16 protein-coding genes and 1 riboswitch are annotated in these 17,277 nt (G+C 40.0%); of the genes, 7 read left to right on the forward strand and 9 right to left on the reverse strand.

What is annotated here, in order from left to right; translation table 11 throughout:
- Positions 1 to 66: 66 nt before the first annotated feature.
- The 3 genes from OSO01_RS12830 to OSO01_RS12840 all read left to right on the forward strand — a co-directional run bounded on the left by OSO01_RS12830 (position 67) and on the right by OSO01_RS12840 (position 3,967).
- Positions 67 to 1,659 carry a glutathione ABC transporter substrate-binding protein gene (locus tag OSO01_RS12830; protein WP_147210841.1) on the forward strand — a complete coding sequence of 531 codons (1,593 nt, stop codon included), beginning with the start codon at positions 67 to 69 and terminating at the stop codon, positions 1,657 to 1,659.
- A gap of 127 nt (positions 1,660 to 1,786) precedes the next feature.
- Positions 1,787 to 3,382 carry a glutathione ABC transporter substrate-binding protein gene (locus tag OSO01_RS12835; RefSeq protein WP_147210842.1) on the forward strand — a complete coding sequence of 532 codons (1,596 nt, stop codon included), beginning with the start codon at positions 1,787 to 1,789 and terminating at the stop codon, positions 3,380 to 3,382.
- 177 nt (positions 3,383 to 3,559) lie between these two features.
- Positions 3,560 to 3,967, forward strand: a complete 408-nt coding sequence (locus OSO01_RS12840; RefSeq protein WP_147210843.1) for a hypothetical protein — start codon at positions 3,560 to 3,562, stop codon at positions 3,965 to 3,967.
- A 54-nt stretch (positions 3,968 to 4,021) separates the two neighbouring features.
- On the opposite strand, the gene thrB is transcribed toward OSO01_RS12840, so the two are convergent.
- The 3 genes from thrB to OSO01_RS12855 are packed head-to-tail and all read right to left on the reverse strand — an operon-like array spanning position 4,022 to position 7,252.
- Positions 4,022 to 4,897, reverse strand: coding sequence for a homoserine kinase (gene thrB, locus OSO01_RS12845; protein WP_147210844.1), 876 nt, complete (start codon positions 4,895 to 4,897; stop codon positions 4,022 to 4,024).
- Positions 4,894 to 5,955, reverse strand: coding sequence for a threonine synthase (gene thrC / locus OSO01_RS12850; RefSeq protein ID WP_147210845.1), 1,062 nt, complete (start codon positions 5,953 to 5,955; stop codon positions 4,894 to 4,896). The genes thrB and thrC overlap by 4 nt, the downstream gene beginning before the upstream one ends.
- A 1-nt stretch (position 5,956) precedes the next feature.
- The gene (locus tag OSO01_RS12855) at positions 5,957 to 7,252 is read right to left on the reverse strand and encodes a homoserine dehydrogenase (RefSeq protein ID WP_147210846.1); all 1,296 of its coding nucleotides are present in this window, start codon (positions 7,250 to 7,252) and stop codon (positions 5,957 to 5,959) included.
- Positions 7,253 to 7,513: 261 nt separating this feature from the next.
- On the opposite strand from OSO01_RS12855, the gene OSO01_RS12860 reads away from it, so the two are divergent.
- Positions 7,514 to 7,714 (forward strand): hypothetical protein, encoded by a 201-nt coding sequence (locus tag OSO01_RS12860; protein ID WP_147210847.1) that lies wholly within the window; start codon positions 7,514 to 7,516, stop codon positions 7,712 to 7,714.
- Positions 7,715 to 7,787: 73 nt separating this feature from the next.
- Here OSO01_RS12860 and OSO01_RS12865 read toward each other — a convergent pair whose 3' ends face one another.
- Positions 7,788 to 8,951 carry an MFS transporter gene (locus OSO01_RS12865; RefSeq protein WP_147210848.1) on the reverse strand — a complete coding sequence of 388 codons (1,164 nt, stop codon included), beginning with the start codon at positions 8,949 to 8,951 and terminating at the stop codon, positions 7,788 to 7,790.
- 198 nt (positions 8,952 to 9,149) lie between these two features.
- Between OSO01_RS12865 and OSO01_RS12870 the strand changes: the two genes are divergently transcribed.
- Both OSO01_RS12870 and OSO01_RS12875 read left to right on the forward strand, forming a co-directional pair.
- Positions 9,150 to 9,971, forward strand: a complete 822-nt coding sequence (locus OSO01_RS12870) for a squalene/phytoene synthase family protein (RefSeq protein WP_147210849.1) — start codon at positions 9,150 to 9,152, stop codon at positions 9,969 to 9,971.
- A 314-nt stretch (positions 9,972 to 10,285) separates the two neighbouring features.
- Entirely contained in the window at positions 10,286 to 11,842 is a 1,557-nt protein-coding gene (locus OSO01_RS12875; RefSeq protein WP_147210850.1) for a BCCT family transporter, read from the forward strand.
- Between the two features lie 81 nt (positions 11,843 to 11,923).
- Here the strand turns inward: OSO01_RS12875 and OSO01_RS12880 are convergent, their stop codons facing one another.
- The 5 genes from OSO01_RS12880 to thiW all read right to left on the reverse strand — a co-directional run bounded on the left by OSO01_RS12880 (position 11,924) and on the right by thiW (position 15,534).
- Complete coding sequence (locus OSO01_RS12880) at positions 11,924 to 12,664, reverse strand: hypothetical protein (RefSeq protein WP_147210851.1); 741 nt, start codon at positions 12,662 to 12,664, stop codon at positions 11,924 to 11,926.
- A 139-nt stretch (positions 12,665 to 12,803) separates the two neighbouring features.
- On the reverse strand, positions 12,804 to 13,424 hold the full coding sequence (gene thiE / locus OSO01_RS12885; RefSeq protein ID WP_147210852.1) for a thiamine phosphate synthase: 621 nt from the start codon (positions 13,422 to 13,424) through the stop codon (positions 12,804 to 12,806).
- Positions 13,414 to 14,199, reverse strand: a complete 786-nt coding sequence (gene thiM, locus OSO01_RS12890) for a hydroxyethylthiazole kinase (protein WP_147210853.1) — start codon at positions 14,197 to 14,199, stop codon at positions 13,414 to 13,416. Before thiM ends, thiE begins: the two co-directional genes overlap by 11 nt.
- Positions 14,189 to 15,010 carry a bifunctional hydroxymethylpyrimidine kinase/phosphomethylpyrimidine kinase gene (thiD, locus tag OSO01_RS12895; RefSeq protein ID WP_147210854.1) on the reverse strand — a complete coding sequence of 274 codons (822 nt, stop codon included), beginning with the start codon at positions 15,008 to 15,010 and terminating at the stop codon, positions 14,189 to 14,191. Before thiD ends, thiM begins: the two co-directional genes overlap by 11 nt.
- A gap of 32 nt (positions 15,011 to 15,042) precedes the next feature.
- Positions 15,043 to 15,534 (reverse strand): energy coupling factor transporter S component ThiW, encoded by a 492-nt coding sequence (gene thiW / locus OSO01_RS12900; protein WP_281289847.1) that lies wholly within the window; start codon positions 15,532 to 15,534, stop codon positions 15,043 to 15,045.
- A gap of 413 nt (positions 15,535 to 15,947) precedes the next feature.
- Positions 15,948 to 16,061: riboswitch (TPP riboswitch) on the reverse strand.
- Between the two features lie 124 nt (positions 16,062 to 16,185).
- On the opposite strand from thiW, the gene OSO01_RS12905 reads away from it, so the two are divergent.
- A complete protein-coding gene (locus OSO01_RS12905; RefSeq protein WP_147210855.1) occupies positions 16,186 to 17,238 on the forward strand; it encodes a LytTR family transcriptional regulator DNA-binding domain-containing protein in 1,053 nt (350 codons plus the stop codon).
- Positions 17,239 to 17,277 lie beyond the last annotated feature (39 nt).

Below are 17,277 nucleotides of genomic sequence, written 5' to 3' on the forward strand. Positions count from 1 at the left end.
TCATTCCGTGAGAGAAAAATCAGGAGTCTTACGGAATGAAGATTTAACATAACAGGAGGAGACAGCATGAAAAAGTTTTACTTAGCATTTTTTATGAGCATTATCATGGCAGCTTTAGTGTTGGCTGGTTGTGCAAGTGAACCAGATGAGTCAGGAGGAAACTCGGAAGATGGTGGACAAGCCCAGGAAGGTGGAGATTTGGTAATTGCCACAATTTCAGATGCAGTTTCTTTAGATCCGGGCGCAGTAAATGATGTACCTTCGTTTGACGTACAGTATAACATTTTTGAAAAGCTGGTAAAGCATGATGAAGACATGAATTTAATTCCGAGTCTGGCAACAGAGTGGAATCAGGTTGATGATACAACTTGGGAATTCAAGCTGCAGGAAGGTGTAACCTTCCATGATGGCGAGCCCTTTAATGCAGAAGCAGTAAAAGTAAATATTGAGAGAATGATGGATCCTGATGTAGGATATCCAACTGCTAACATGGTTGAAATGGTTGAAGATGTTGAGGTGGTTGATGACTATACAGTTCATATTAAAACAGAGTACCCATTCCCAGGTCTTCCGGCTAATTTAGGGCATCCTATGGGAGCTATGATTTCGCCGAAACAGATTGAAGAAGACTATGCGGCAATGGAGGATGGAGAAAATCCTGGATCTGTTATTAATGCACATCCAATTGGTACAGGTTATTTTACATTTGACGAGTGGGCATCTGGTCAATATATTCGCCTTGTAAAAAATGAAGACTATTGGGATGGAGCAGCAAAACTTGATTCTGTAACGTTTAAAGTGGTTCCTGAAGATTTAACAAGATTGGCAGAATTACAGACGGGAGATTCGCATGTTTCTAACCCGTTAAGCTCTTCAGACATCGGTCAGGTCGAACAATCTGAAGATTTGGAAATGTACCAGCAAAGCAGTGTGTCTCTAGACTATATCGGATTTAATACACAAAAAGAACCATTTGATGATAAACGTGTCCGTCAGGCAATATCCATGGCATTAGATAAAGGACAAATTCTTGATGGTGTTGTAAATGGATATGCGTTAGAGGCGGAAGGACCGCTTTCTCCTGGTGTATTTGGTTATGATGAAAGTATAAAAGGATTAGAATATGATGTTGATGCTGCAAAAGAGCTTTTAGCAGAAGCGGGATATCCTGATGGGTTCTCAACAACGCTTTGGACGAATGAAACGCGGGAGCGCGCAGATATTGCTACGAATGCTCAAGCGCAGTTAAAAGAAATCGGGATTGATGTCAGTATTGAAATGATGGAGTGGGGCGCGTATCTTGAACAGATTGGTAACGGCGATCACGATATGTTTATTTTGGGCTGGTCAAACAGTACAGCAGATGCTGATCTTGGTTTAGCACCGTTATTCCATTCGGATAATCTGGGACCTCCCGGCAACCGCACATTCTTACAAAATGACGACTTAGATGAACTATTGGATGCAGGACGCCAGGAAGTAGATGAAGAGAAGCGATTAGAAATCTATAAAGAAGCACAGGAATTACTAATTGATGAAGCACCTATGGTCTACATTATGCATAAGGATTACCTTCTTGCTGAAAGAACAGAGGTTCAAAACTTAAAAATGCTGCCTACAAAAATGCTATTGTTAAAAGATGTGTATTTAGAGCAATAAAGTATATTGAAGGCAACAGAAAATATTTGATTTTAAAATAAGAGCAGCTGCTGATTTATAGCAGCAGCTCTATCTTTTTTAGGCAAGATTTGAGCAAGAGAATTTATATTATAGAGAGGATGAGTATATGAAGAGAAAAAATAATTTGTGGAGCATGCTTATTATTGCACTAAGTATGCTGGTATTAGCTGCCTGTGCCAGTGAACCGGATGAGTCAGAAGGAAATACATCTGGCGATGGCGGAGAGCAGTCAGGAGGAGACCTTGTTATTGCTACAGTTTCTGATGCTGTTTCCTTAGATCCTGCCGGAGCAAATGATGTACCGTCGTTTGATGTGCAATATAATATTTTTGAAAAATTAGTTAAATATGATCAAGAGATGAATTTGCAGCCAAGTTTGGCAACAGAATGGGACACTGTTGATGACACGACGTGGGAGTTCAAGCTTCAGGAAGGTGTCACCTTCCATGATGGAGAGCCTTTCAATGCAGAAGCAGTGAAGGCAAATCTGGAGCGTTCCTTAGACCCTGAGGTTGGAGCTCCAGCTTCTTATTTAATTGAAATGATTGAAGAGATTGAACCGGTGGATGATTATACGGTGCAAATTAAAACTGAATATCCAATTCTTGGTTTACCAGCCCATTTGGCGCACTCCATAGGGGCAATGATCTCACCAAAGCAAATTGAGGAAGATTATGCTGCAATGGAGGATGGTGAGAGTCCAGGATCTGTTATTAATGCAAATCCGATAGGAACAGGTTATTTTAAATTTGATGAATGGCAGACGGGTCAATATATCCGAATAATAAAAAATGAAGACTATTGGGATGGAGAAGCTAAGTTAGATTCGGTGACCTTTAAGGTTGTACCGGAGGATCTGACAAGAATTGCTGAATTACATGCTGGAGAATCACATATTTCAAATCCGCTCAGCTCTTCAGATATTGATCAGATTGAGCAGGAAGAAAATTTAGAGGTATACCAGCAAAGCAGTGTTTCGTTAGACTTTTTAGGATTTAATATGAATAAGGAACCATTTAGTGATAAAAGAGTCCGGCAGGCTATTTCTATGGCTGTAGATAAAGGACAGATTATTGATGGTGTTGCAAATGGCTATGCCCAGGAAGCTGCAGGGCCATTAGCACCGGATGTTGTTGGCTCGGCAGAGGGATTAACAGGGCTGGAATATGATGTTGATGCCGCTAAAGAACTTCTGGAAGAATCTGGGTATCCAGATGGATTTTCAACAACGCTTTGGACCAATGAAACTCGTGAGCGTACTGATATTGCTACTAATATTCAAGCACAGTTAAAAGAAATCGGAATAGAAGTAAGCATTGAAATGTTTGAGTGGGGTTCTTATCAGGAAAAAATTAATAACGGGGAGCATGAGATGTTTCTTATGGGCTGGTCAACAGGTACAGGAGATGCTGATGCAGGCTTAAGACCGCTGTTCCATTCAGATAATCATGGCTCTGCCGGCAACCGTTTCTTTATAGAAAATGAAGAACTAGATGAATTATTAGTTGCAGGACTTCAGGAGCTGGATGAGGAAGAACGGTTTAATATCTATGAGGAAGCGCAGGAATTACTTGTTGAGGAAGCGCCAATGCTTTATATAATGCATAAGGATTATTTAATGGCTGTGAATAATTCAGTGAAGAATTTAGAAATGCTTCCTACAAAATACTTGCTGTTAAAAGATGTCTATATAGAACAATAAAAAATTATGCAGAGACAGATGGGAAGCTTGTTTTATCTGTCTCTTTTTTATTTATCATTACATTGAAACCTTGACGTTTTGAATTTTCTCCTGTAGAATCACCTATGTTTATGGAATAAAGGTAATAGCAATATTTGTTATAATTCAGTATGTCGTGATGGAAAGGCAGGTAGGAAAATGAAAAACATTTTAAAAATAGCAGGGCTTCTGATTATTTTACTAATTATCAGTGCTTGTCAATCAGAAACAAATGATGTAGCAACAGAAGAACATCCTTCTAATAGATCTACGGAAGAAGTGCCTGAAGAGTCGCAGGATACTTTAGAGGAAGAGGAAAACAACGATTCAGATCTGGTGGCGGATGAAGATACCTATGAATATGAAGAACAGGAGGTTATCGAGCAGCAGATAGAGGAAGGCGATTATGATGTGCTTGTTGAAACAGACAACAAGGGAACCCGCGTGATGTTTTATGAAATTGATGGGGAAAAATATTATAAAACCATCTTTGTTAAAAATGATAACCGCTTGAAAATCATAGATATTCGAAATAATAATGGTCAAATCTATAATGAAATTATTTAAAAAATGTGCAAGAGTCTCCCATAAACTCTTGCACATTTTTGTCTTTTATATATCCTAGGAAATAGAAACCCCTTTTGTATCAATCTCTAAAAGCTTTACTTGATAACCCTCAAGCTGCTTTGTCATCTCATTCTTAACTTTTTCCCCATTTCCTTTCGGTAGAAAAGAAAGCATCGTTGGGCCCGCACCGCTTAGGGCTGTGCCATATGCTCCGGCTTCTTTTGCTTTTTTACGGATAATATTAAAATTGGGGATAAGTGATTTACGGAAAGGCTCGTGAAATAAATCATTCTCAAGCATCTTTCCAAACAAAGCATAGTCTTTGGAGTAGAGTGCAGCTACAACCAGATTGCTCATCGCACTGGCTCTTGCTGCGTAATTTCGTTCATATGTATCTGGCAGACAATCTCTGGCAATCTCGGTTTTCAGTTCGATTTCAGGGATATATGCAATTAAATCTAACTCGATGTCATTTAATCGGACAGATGGAATATCATCCTCAAGCATTGTGGAAATTGTTAATCCTCCAAATAAAGCAGGTGCAATATTATCTGGATGCCCTTCTATTTCCGTTCCAAACGCCAGTTTCTGTACATCTGTTAATTGCAAATTGCCAATCTGATTAGCGAGCTCAATTCCTGCGACGATTGCGGAGGCACTGCTTCCGAGTCCCCTGGCCAGTGGAATTTCACTAGTTTCCTGCACTTTACAAGGAGGTAAGCTTACCCCGTATCGTTCAGCCACCTGTTCCGTAATATTCCAGATAAAATGATTTTCCTCTGACTCCTCAGAACCATGTGCAAAAAATGCATGATGATCTGCACTCTCTACGTCTAAATGAATATACAAGCCTAATGCAAGGCCCATGGAATCGAAACCAGGGCCAAGATTAGCACTGCTTGCAGGTACAGAAATGCGGAACGGCATCATGATGTAATCATCTTCTCTAAATATTCAAGAATAGCATCTTCATCATTTGGAAGTGTGACAGGATCAATGGTTAACTGATCAATAGCAGTTTGCGGATCTTTTAATCCATTACCGGTTAACACGGCAACAACTTTGCTGCCTTCAGCGATTTTACCTGCTTTCACCTGCTGGATAACACCTGCAATAGAAGCAGCTGAGCCCGGCTCTGCAAAAACACCTTCTTTGCGTGGTAGAAGTTTGAAAGCAGAAATAATCTCGTCATCTGTGACAGAGCCAATCATTCCACCTGATTCTTCTCTGGCCTGGACAGCTAAATCCCAGCTGGCAGGATTTCCGATTCGAATCGCCGTTGCTACTGTTTCCGGCTCTTCAACAACTTTATTTCTGACAATTGCTGCTGCACCTTCTGCTTCAAAACCAAACATTTTTGGAAGAGCTGTTCCTTTTGATGCACTGTATTCTTTAAAGCCTTTCCAGTAGGCACTGATGTTTCCCGCATTGCCAACAGGAATTGCCAGAATATCAGGAGTTTCTCCTAACTGATCACAAACCTCAAATGCTGCTGTTTTTTGACCTTCCAAACGATATGGGTTTACAGAGTTTACTAGAGTAATTGGTGATTTCTCACTGATTTTACGAACGAGCTGGAGCGCCTGATCAAAGTTACCTTCAATCTCAACGATTTCAGCTCCGTACATAACAGCCTGAGCAAGCTTCCCTAGTGCGACTTTTCCTTTTGGAATAACAATAATTGCTCGGATTCCAGCCCGGGCGGCATATGCTGCAGCTGCAGCAGAAGTATTTCCGGTAGACGCACAAATAACAGATCCTGATCCTTCTTCTATTGCTTTGGCAACAGCCATTACCATTCCACGATCTTTAAATGACCCGGTCGGGTTTAAGCCTTCAAACTTCCCATATAATTCAATTCCCAGTTCCTTTGATAGATTTGGAAAATGAAAAAGAGGAGTATTTCCTTCTAATAATGATAAAGCGGGTGTTTTATCTGTAACAGGAAGTAAGTCACGATATTCTTCAATTAACCCTTTCCAAGCCATCTTACGCATCTCCTTCTACTTTATAGTAACTCTTTATCTCATTCACTGCATCAAATGCTTCCAGCTGATTCAGCACTTGTTCAAATTGAGAGTAAGGTGTGTCGTGTGTAACTAATACAATTTCTGCAGAATCTTTCTCATCCACTGGTGTCTGCAGAATTCGCTGGAAACTGATGTCCTGTGAATGAAAAATCGATGAAATTTCTGAGAACACACCAGTCTTGTCTTCCACACATAGGCGGACATAATATTGACCATGCTGCTTATCTTTTGGAAGTAATGTTTTTGGAAATTGCATGTCATTTAACTGCTTTCCTGATACGCCAAGACGCATGGCTTTAATCGCTGCAACAACATCGGATAAAATCGCTGTTGCTGTCGGGAGACTGCCGGCACCAGGGCCATAGAACATGGTTTCACCAACTGCTTCACCGTAAACATAAACGGCATTGTATTCATTTTTAACGCTTGCCAGCGGGTGGTTTTTTGCCAGTAAAGTTGGCTGCACACTTATTTCTAACTCCTGGTCAAAAAAGTTGGCGAACCCGATAAGCTTCATCGTATACCCCAGCTGCGAAGCATAACGGAGATCTTTTAATTCAATACCATGAATTCCTTTTACATCAACATCCTGTAAATCGACAGGAGTAGAGAATGCCAAGCGGCCAAGAATAGCCATTTTCCGGGCTGCATCCAAGCCTTCGACATCAGATGTCGGGTCTGCTTCGGCAAAACCAAGACGCTGTGCTTCCGCAAGAGCATCCTCGTAGCTTACGCCTTCTTCATCCATTTTTGTTAAAATATAGTTGGTTGTCCCATTGACAATCCCCATTATTTTTTGAATGTGGTCGGAGGATAATCCTTCATTAATACCTCGTAGTATAGGAATACCGCCGGCAACACTTGCTTCATAATAAAAGTCACATTTATTTTTTACTGCGGCTTCCTGTAACTCAGGACCATGAACCGCTACCAGATCTTTGTTAGCTGATACAACATGTTTTTTATTAGAAAAAGCTTTTAAAATATATTCTCTTGTATGATCAATCCCGCCCATTACTTCAATAACAAGATCAATAGCTGGATTTTCAAGAACATCATCGGGATTTGTTGTTAAAATTTCCTGGTTCACATCAATATTTCTTGCCTTTTCTATATCACGTACAAGCGCTTTAACAACTTTAACTTCACAGCCCAATTGATGCGCTAATTTTTCCTGGTGATCTTCAATCAGATGAATAACACCTGACCCAACGACACCGAGGCCTAATAATCCTACAGAAACCTTCTCTTCCATCTAACCACCTCTACGCTTCCTAATGTATATTGAATTTATTTAAACATGAAAAGGGAAGTAAGGCAATAGCGAATTTTTAGAATACATCGGGATTCAGAGTTGTAACCGTTATCAAAAATGCAACAATAAAGTAATTATAAAAAATAGCGGAATTTTAAAAGATATTTATATGATGAAGGGAGAAATGGTAGTAAGCCTTTTAAATAGTTACGTACCTTTACATGTTTTCTTCATATAATAGGAAAAAAGGGGATAGAGGATATGCGAATCTATCATCTCGGAGCGTTATTTATTTTCTGTTTAGGATTGGGTATCATCATTGGCTATAGTGTTGACAGGGTAGAAGTTTTTGGTTTGGCAGGTTTCATTCTCGGGATGCTTCCTATTATGATTTACAGGAAATCCTTTACCAAAAAAGAGAAGGTCTCCACTGATAAGAAGAATAAAACGTCGTGTACGTGATTAGAGGACTTTTTGAATCAAGGAATGTTAAAACTGCATGGAAATAAGTAATTCCATGCAGTTTATTATTCAATCAATCAACTGTCACTTTCGGCCGTTTATATCCTTTTAATGCGATCAGGGCTGTAATTAACCCTAAAAAGACAATTGCTCCGCCTACATATGCATTTTTATCTACACTTGACTGCTCAATGACAATACTACCTGCAAATGAACCGACTGCTATACCTAAATGTAAAGCAGAGTTATTTAAGCTGACGAGGATACTTGAATTTTGCGGTGAGGTCTCAATTAAATAGCTTTGAACAGGTGGCGAGACCGCCCAGCTGAGCATACCCCATAGTATAAGTACAACAAGGAATAAGACAACATGGAACGACGAAACAGGAATAATTAATATGGTAGCCACAAACAAGATAATGGCACTGAGAATGGTTCGTTTCGGACCGAATAAATCGGACAATGTTCCGCCTGCCCCGCCTCCGCTTACAGCAGAAATACCAAAAATCAGATAAACTGCACTTAACCAAATGCCATCTAATTCCATAAAGTCTTTTACAAATGGATTCAGGTAGCCATATAATGTTGTGTGACCGGCCAGGACAAAGAAAGTAGTCAATAATATAAAAAGAATCTTTGGGTTCCGGATCATTTTTAACTGTGTTGTCAGTGGCAGAGGCTTTTCCGTAGAAGGAATGCGCTGCATAAAGTAATGAACAAATATAATTGAAGCAACCGTTAAGAAAGAAATAAGTACAAACGGGGCACGCCAGCCAAACGACTCTCCAAGGATTAAGCCAAATGGAATTCCGAAAACAAGAGATCCGCTTACTCCCATACTGACTATGCCGATAGCGCGTCCCCTGTAAGCAGGCTTAACAATGGAGGATGCCATCATTACACAAAGTACAATTAGTAAAGAAGCGCTTGCTGCAGAAATTATTCGACTAATAAAAATCATCGTATAGTTCAAACTAAAAACAGCAAGAATATTTCCAAGCAAAAAGAAGACTAAAGAAATAATGGTCAGTTTTTTTCGTTCAACAGATGCCGTTAAATAAAGCAGAATAGGAGAAGCAATAGCGAAAACAAGAGAGAAAATAGTAATTAATAAACCAGCTTTTCCTAGTGACACACCGAGATCATCCGCAACTAAATCGAGAATACCGCCAATAATTAATTCAACCATTCCGACAACAAATGAAATGGTCATCAGTAAATATACACTTTTATTCATAAAACAACACGCCTTATCTATAGTTATCCTGTTATTAACATTTGAGTGATAAAAAACACTATCTACCATAGTAGCTTTAAAAAAAGGATAGCACAAGAACTTTATGTGAAAATTAATGAGAATTCAACACTTTTAAAGGAAAAAAAGGCACTTGTTTGTTATACTTGTAATAACGCATGAAATAAGGAGGAGTTTTGGGTGAGTAACAAAGCAACATTAGAAAAAGATGCAATGAAGGTTTTGAAACAGACGAGCAGAACATTTTATATCCCCATTAAACTGTTGAACAAAACGTTGCGGAAAACAGTTGGTTCAGCTTACCTCTGCATGCGCGCTGTTGATGAAATGGAAGACCATGAAGAAATGGATGCAGAAGTAAAACAGCATTTATTGAATGAGACAAGCCATTTATTAAAGGAAGATGTATTTAACCGCGAGGCTTATCATCAGCTCGTAGCACCGTATGAAAAGGAACTTCCGGAAGTGACATTGCGCTTAGCTGACTGGATTGAATTTTGCCCGGAGGATATTCAGCAAAAAGTAAAGGACTCTACAAGTGAAATGGCAGAAGGAATGGCTAAATGGGTTGGGAAAGATTGGGAAGTAAAGACGAAAGAGGATTTAGATGAGTATACATATTATGTAGCAGGTCTCGTCGGTGTAATGCTGTCTGATATTTGGAACTGGTATGATGGCACCGAAACAGACCGCGATCTGGCTATCGGCTATGGACGGGGTTTACAGGCTGTGAATATATTACGAAATATTGATGAAGATGCTGAAAGAGGTGTCGGCTTCTTTCCGAATGACTGGTCTAAGAAGGAAATGTTTGCTTATGCAGAGGCGAATTTGCAAAAAGCTGATGAATATATGACACAAATCTCTACCAAAAATATTCTGCTTTTCTGCCGGATACCGTTAGCACTGGCACATAAAACATTAAATGCTTTGAAGAGCGGTAAGGAAAAAATGTCCAGAGATGAAGTAGAAGAAACAGTTGATAAAATTATTAATTCTTAAGCTTTGAAAAGGTGAATAACATAGACTGAGAAAAAATCTTGCTAAATTGGGCGAGATTTTTTTATTTTCGGGGATGAGAAGGGTTTAGGAATATTTAATAAGGGAAATACTTCTATATTCAAAGCTATTCGTTGAATACATCTCTAAATTATAAGTTGTATTGTATAAAGCATATAACTATAATAAATAGACATGTGCAAATAAAACAAGTGAGAGGATGAAAGCATTTATCTGAAAAATGCTTTCATCCAAAAAAGGTCTGTAAATAACGTTTTATGATATTTTGGACGCTTACATTAATCAGGAGGTAAAGTGTGAAGTCAAAAAAAGGAAAAGGTTTAGATTGGCCAGTTTTTTATATCAGTGGAGGATTTTTAGTTTTATTTATTATCCTGTCGCTGATTAACAGTGATATGGTGGATAATGCAGTAAACACCTTATTTAATTATTCTGCTGATTGGTTTGGAGCTTATTGGCAAATACTCTTATTCCTTAATTTTGCCATCGGCTTAGGTCTGGCATTTTCAAAGTATGGAAAAGTAAAATTGGGAAACCAGGATAAACCAAAATATAGCTATTTTGGCTGGGTATGTATGATATTAGTAACTTTATTGGCTAGTGGGGGAGTCTTCTGGGCTGCAGCAGAGCCAATGTACCATTTTATGTCTACACCGCCTCTTTTTGGTGGAGGAGAATTTAATAATATAGAGGGAGCATTTGCTCAAGCCTTTATGCATTGGGGATTCCTTGCATGGGCAATTCTTGGTACACTTGCAGTTGTTGTAATGATGTATGTGCATTATCAAAAGGGCTATCCTTTAAAGCCGCGGGGATTGTTATATCCTATTTTTGGAGATAAAATATTTGAAAAAAGTGCAATTGGAACGTTGGCTGATTCCTTTTCTATTATTGCAACAGCAGCAGGAACATTGGGGCCGCTTGGGTTTTTAGGTTTGCAGATATCTTATGGATTAAACCATTTGTTTGGCATACCGGATACGTTAACAATAAGCATTATCGTTGTTATTGTTCTGGTTACTGTAGCAGCAATTTCAGCAGCTACCGGAGTGGATAGAGGAATCTACCATTTAAGTAACTGGAATGTTCAATTTACAATTCTTTTAGCTATTATTGTATTTATTATTGGACCTACCGCATTTATTATTGATGGGTTTGTCGGCGGTACAGGAGTCCATATTCAAAATATGTTTGAAATGATGTTCTATCGTGGAGATGGAGAATGGCTGGCAGGATGGACGATTTTCTTTTGGGCTTGGTTTATCGGCTATGCACCGATGCTTATCGTATTTATCAGCCGTATCTCCAGAGGAAGAACCATTCGTGAGCTTGTTATTGCAGTTTCCGTAGTAGCACCGCTTGTAACAAATTTCTGGTTCTCCATTGTCGGTGGAACAGGAGTTTTCTTTGAAATAGAAAAACCGGGTTCTGTTTCTGACGCATTAACTGATGGCGGAATGCCAGCTGCAGTTATGGCAATTACTGATCAGCTTCCTTTAGGCACAGTAATGGGAGTTGCTTTCCTGCTTGTATCTATTATCTTTGTTGCAACAACAGCAGATACAATGTCTTATACAGTGGCAGCAACATTAACAGGGCATGATAATCCCACACGCTGGCTGCGTGTAGTATGGGCCGTCCTTTTTGGAGCTTTCACAGCAGTTATTCTTACAATCGGGGAAGATAGTATTACATCGATTCAAAATTCCATTGTTATTACGGCAGTCCCAGTATCGTTATTGATTTTACCACCGTTATGGAATGCACCGAAGATTGCCAAGAAAATGGCGCTGGAACAAGGGCTTATTTGGCAGCGTGAGATGCGTAAAAAAGAAGATAAGAAATATAATTAATGAAGAAATTTAAAATAAGACGAGCTGCTGAAAAGATTTTGCTTTCAGCAGCTCGTTTTTAATTTCATTTACTTTTTATAGCTACATACATTGGAAGGATTCAATACTATTTAAATCCATTCCAAAATAAACCCAACGAAAACCATTCCAGCGGAATCCGGCAATAGAATTTCTGCCTAGGAATGTCGGAAAGGCCCAAAAACCGTTGCCGCGATTTGGCCAAATATAAGTGAAGCGGAACATGCAATGTCTGATCCCGCCAGGGTCGACAGCAAATGCCTGCACCTGTTGTTTTTGCGGTACAAAGTTTGGCGGCGGTCCCATTGGAGGCTGGCTGTTCATGCCGCCCATTTCTGCAGGGCCTGATTGCTGTCCAGGATCTCCTCCACTGCCGCCGCTTCCTGGAAAGTTTGGAAAAGACGGAGCTGGCGGCCAATTTGGAGGAGCACCTCCATTTCCGCCCCCGGCGTTGTTCGGGGGACCAGGGAAAATATTATCTATAAATTGATCTGTATTAAACTCTGGAAAAGGCGATTCATTCCCGCCTCCACCTGGAAAGCCAGGGGGGAAGTTGCCAATTCGCTCCTGGGATGGAAAGTTTTGCTGTTCATGTTGATGTTGGTACGGTATATTATCAGCAGGCTGCTGTTCCTGATAATAGCCCCCTGGGCCGCCAGTTTCACCTTCTGGACCCCCTGCAAAGAATCCATTGGAATAATTATGCTGTGGGGCCGGCTGAAAATAATTATTCAGCATCTTTCCGGGCAGGTTATTCTGTTTGTTTTCCTCGCCGTTTGGATGCGGTGGTTGAAAATAATTCATAATTTTCCTCCTCTATTAGGCTAATGTTCCCTAATAGCATATGAGGCATCTGCATTATTTGCGCTTCATAACAAACAGATTGGGCGGAATAACTAATTTGGCGAAGCTTGCGTAGATTTCTTCATTAATTCTAGCCAGATTATAGTTTATCTACAGCTTCCTTAATATTATATGCTTCTGTAACAGCAGTAATAAAGGAAACGCCATCAGCACCTGCTTCTATAACAGAGCTTGCGTTATCTGTCTGGATACCGCCTATTGCCACAACAGGTATGTCTGGAAACTGCGAGCGGATAGTATGAATCCATTCTAAGCCTACAGCCTGTTTTGCATCTTCTTTTGTAGCAGTTGCAAAAATTGGTCCAACGCCAATATAATCCACTAAATCGAGCGGACTTTGGTCAAGCTCCTGTGGTGTAGATATCGACAGGCCAATGATTTTATCCGGGAACTTAGCCCGGACTTCCTTGACAGGCATATCATCCTGCCCTACATGTATACCGTCTGCATCCAATTCCTCGGCCAGCTCAATATTATCATTAATAAAAAATGGAATATCATGTTTTCGGCATTGCTCTCGCAAGCTTTTACCCAGCTTAATCTTTTCCTCACCATTTAACGAGCCGGTGCCTTTTTCCCGAAATTGAAATGAAGTAATACCTGCAGTGAGTGCCTCCTCTAAAACAGTGTGAGGATCCCTGTGACAATTTTGGCTTCCCATAATAAAATATTTTCTTAATTGTTCTCTATTAAATTCCATCTTCAGTGCCTCCATTTAGTTGCTTGGGTGTAAAGGATAAAGCATCCATAAAGCTTGGCAAAAAGGTTCCCGGTCCTTGCACATGAGACTGCTCTGCTGCATGCTCTGCGGCCAGTCCGTAGAAACTGAGTGCAGTACGGAGCTGTTCCCCGACTGGATAAGAAGTAGTCAGACATGCTGCTACAACAGATCCTAATAAACATCCCGCCCCGGTAATACTGGAGAGAAGCGGATGCCCAGTCTGGTTATAAATTAATTTCTGATCGGCATAGATAACATCTGTTTTTCCGGTTACTACAATCGCAGTATCAAATTGTTTCCTGGCTTTTTCTGCAATATCATCTATATTTCCTTCCCCAATAGAATCCACTCCCCGTGTTTGAATATCTGCATTAACCAAGGAAGCAATTTCACCTGCATTCCCTTTAATAACTGTTGGGCGTACATCTTGTAAAATTCTTTCTATTACTTCTTTCCGAAAAGAAGTAGCAGCTGCGCCAACAGGATCAAGAACTACAGGAATTCCCTTTTCATTGGCAGCTTTCCCTGCTGCAATCATTGCTTCAATTTCATTTTCTAAAATGGTACCAATATTTAAAACAAGTGCATCTGCAATTTTGGCCATATCTGCTGCTTCTCTTAATTCCTTTGCCATAACAGGACTGCCACCAAAGGCAAGCAGTCCGTTAGCACTAAAGTTCATGACAACCTGATTGGTTAAATGATGAATGAGAGGCGTGTTGTTTCTGACTTGCTGGATAATATCAGGATTCATGTGTAATCTCCCTTCCTGCATTTTCCCGGATTGCCCAGTGGTTCGTCGGGCCATTCCCTTTTCCAAGCTCAAATGATTTGGAAATAGCTGCAGTCACAAAAGCTTTTGCGTGTTTTATCGCCTCTGAAAGTGGATAACCTTTACCTAAATAAGCAGCAATGGCAGCAGCATAGGTACAGCCGGTTCCATGCGTATTCTTTGTATCAATACGATCAGCAGCGTAGCTATGCATCTGTTTGCCGTCATAAAGAAAATCAACAGCCTGTCCTTTTAGATGTCCACCTTTAACTAAGGCAGCATCAACATCATACTCGTGAACGAGATATTCTGCAGCATTTTTCATATCTTCTGTAGACGCAATAGATAAGCCGGTCAGAAATTCTGCTTCTGGAATATTTGGTGTAACAACCGTCGTTAAAGGAAGAAGATACTGCCGCAAAAAGCTGCGGGCCTCTTCATTAATTAAAGCGTCACCGCTGGTCGCAACCATAACAGGGTCCATCACATATGGCGCATCAATCTTTCTTAATTTTTGAGCGATTAATTCCATCATTGGCTTACTTGCAATCATTCCTGTTTTCACTGCATGAATTGGCATGTCCTCAATGACTGCATCCAGTTGATCCTCAATCATAGAAAGAGGCATATGCTCAACAGAACGGACTCCTGTTGTATTTTGGGCCACAACAGAAGTAATTACAGACATACCATAGGTTTTTAACTCTTGAAATGTTTTTAAATCCGCCTGAATACCAGCACCACCGCTCGGGTCTGTGCCGGCAATTGTTAATGCACAACGAACCTGACTCATAATAAAAATCCTCCTTAGGATTGTAAAATAATTTATTTTGTTAAAGAAAACTGCCGTGCTGGCAGACGGCTGACTAACAGCCAACCAATCAAAGCGCCGGAGACGCTGCTGACAATAAACGGCGGGATAAATGCAAGTGCCCCTACTGAGCTTCCCATCAGGAGATTCGCAATAGGAACAGCAAAGAATGAACCAATAATCCCTGTACCAATTATTTCTCCAAAAGCAGCCATTGAATATCTTTGTGTTTTCTTATATAATACCCCGGCAACAAATGCTCCAATCATTGCTCCGGGGAAAGCAACGAGTGTTCCCAGACCTAAAAGGTTTCTGAGCAGGCTGATCATTAATGCGACAATGACTGCCGGCCCCGGTCCAAGTATGATTGCAGCAATGACATTAATGGCATGCTGTACTGGATAAGCTCTGGCAACCCCTGCGGGAAACCAGAGCAATTGAGAGCCAATTGTTCCAATAGCTATAAAAACAGCCATCAGCGTTAATAAGCGTGTACGGTTTTTCAATCCAATCATCTCCTCTATATGTCTAGCTCCATGCGCCAAACTTTAGAGATTTCACGTCACGCCCTACGATAAAGAAGACTTACTGATTGGCAAGCCGTTAGGCGCAGACAGAAGTATAGTCGCGCTTATGCCCTGCGGGTGAAAGTCAACATCGGTTTAAAGTAAAGGAAGGTCGACTAAAAGCAGGCTGAAGCCTAACGTCGGCATACCCCTAAAGGGGCATGTTTCCTTTATCTCAAGGGTGAAGGAAGTTCGACTAAAGTCGAACCACCCCCAAAGATCGGGAGCGCAATCTCTACGTTTTTAAACAGGCGCTTTTCGCTTTTCTTTTTGGAATGAAAAGTAAACTACTTTGTAAAAATAAAAAATCAGGCTTTATAGAGAAGCCTGATTTGGTATACTGAGAGTAATCATAAGTTGATTGACTACTTCCCTACGCTGGTATTAGCCAGATCAGGTTTGTAAGAGTCGGAAAGTAAGCATGCTTCCCTCTCAGCCCGCAGTTTTGGGCTCCCCTAGTAGTTGCTTTTCATTATTTTCTTTGAATCTACTGTATCAAAGATTTAACTGTTTGTCATGAAATAATAATCAGGCTTAAAAGCTATCAAAATAGAATGGAATGAATTCTTTATGGATAGAGAGGTATAAAGCATGTTAAGAATGAACGAAATTGAATATCGTCAAGGAGATCAAACATTATTTCCGAGGATAGATATAGAAATAAAATCTGGAGAAATCAAAGCAATTCAGTCCACTGTTAATGTGCGTGCAGTCTTACTGCAAATGATTTCCGGAGAAGAAAGTGTACGAAAGGGTTTTATTCAGATACACCATAAAACACTGGAGGAGGATAAGCAGAAATACTTTTCCTCTTTAGGAATTTGCTGGTATGAAGAAGGTATTTATGAACGGTTACAGGTAAAGGAATATTTGACATTTATCGGGTCCTTATATCAAAGCAAGGCTTCTATAAAAGAAGTTCTACAGCTGGTTCAACTGGAGGAAAAAGCAAGATGGAAAATGCATCAGTTGAATCGATCTGAAAAACGCCGGGTCCAATTTGGCAGAATATTAATGCAGGAATCAGAAGTTGTTATTTTTGAAGAGCCTGAGGTAAATGTAGACTTAGAAACGAAACGTGTACTTCATCAATTTGTCGAGATTTTGCAGGAAAAGCAAAAAGCGGTATTGATTTTAACAACAAGTACGGAGAGTGCCATTACAATTGCAGATACGGTCTATCGTTTAGATGAACAGGGCCTGCATCAAATCGAAGTTGAAACGGAGGAGAAAGACAGAGTAAAGTCTTTAGAAATAGATGGGATAGAAACAGCGGAAGAAGAGGCTCAAGTACAGCAAACTTTTCAGTTAAATAAAATTTCTGCCAAAGTAGAGGATAAAATTATTTTATTTGACCCACAGGAAATCGACTATATTGAAAGCCAGAATGGTCAAACATATCTGTATACGCGTGGAGAAGGATTTCCAACAGGTTTTACCTTAAAAGAATTAGAACAGCGTTTATCTCATCAAGGCTTCTTTCGCTGCCATCGCTCCTATATTGTGAATCTTCAAAAAATAAGAGAGGTTATTACATGGACCAGGAACAGTTACAGCTTGTCCCTTATTGATAAAAAAAGCTCTCAGGTTCCATTATCGAAATCAAAGTTGAACGAGCTGAAGGAATTATTGGGGGTAGAATAAGCACAATTCAGCTTGAAATATACTCCATTCATTGAAGAT

It is taken from the genome of Oceanobacillus sojae (assembly GCF_007991515.1).
Taxonomy (GTDB): Bacteria; Bacillota; Bacilli; order Bacillales; family Amphibacillaceae; genus Oceanobacillus; species Oceanobacillus sojae.